The 586-nt window shown below is 68.9% G+C and carries 1 protein-coding gene; it reads left to right on the top strand.

Features of this window, described 5'->3' with window-relative positions; genetic code table 11:
* Positions 1-586: ABC transporter permease (locus KBX53_RS35175; protein ID WP_210864059.1), on the top strand; the 586-nt coding region annotated here is incomplete at both ends.

Raw genomic sequence — 586 nt, 5'->3', positions numbered from 1 at the left:
TGAGTCGTGGCGGCACCGAGCTGCGCCTGGTGCTCAGCAACGGCCAGGACCTCGGCAGCAACCTGGTGTGGCTGATCGGCCTGCTGGCACCGATCTACTTCCTGCGCGACAACATGCTCGCCGGCACCGACGTGTCGGTGGCGGCCTTCGTCCTGCCCAGCCTGCTCAGCATGTGCATCGGCTTCAACGGCCTGCTCAACCTGGCGCAGCAACTCGTCGTCGAACGCGAGGACGGCACGCTGCTGCGACTCAAGGCGCTGCCGCACGGGATGGTGTCGTACCTGATCGGCAAGGTGCTGCTGGTCGCCGGCATGGTCCTGGTCGCCTGGGTCGCGGTGCTCGGCACCGGCGCGCTGCTCGTCGACGGTCTGCACCTCGGCGAGGCCGGGCGGTGGCTCACCCTGCTCTGGCTGCTGCCGCTGGGCCTGCTGGCGATGCTGCCCCTCGGCGCGGTCTTCGGCTCGCTGATCGAGAGCCCGCGCAGCATCGGTCTGATCATGCTGCCGGTCTTCGCCCTCGCCACCATCTCCGGCATCTTCCACCCGATCGCCGGTTTCCCGACCTGGTTGCAGGTCGTCGCGCAGGT

The sequence above is a fragment of the Micromonospora sp. M51 genome, from assembly GCF_018070305.1.
Taxonomy (GTDB): Bacteria; Actinomycetota; Actinomycetes; order Mycobacteriales; family Micromonosporaceae; genus Micromonospora; species Micromonospora parva.
Note: the sequence above shows the minus strand (reverse complement) of the source record. Positions and strands in the feature narration are given on the sequence as shown.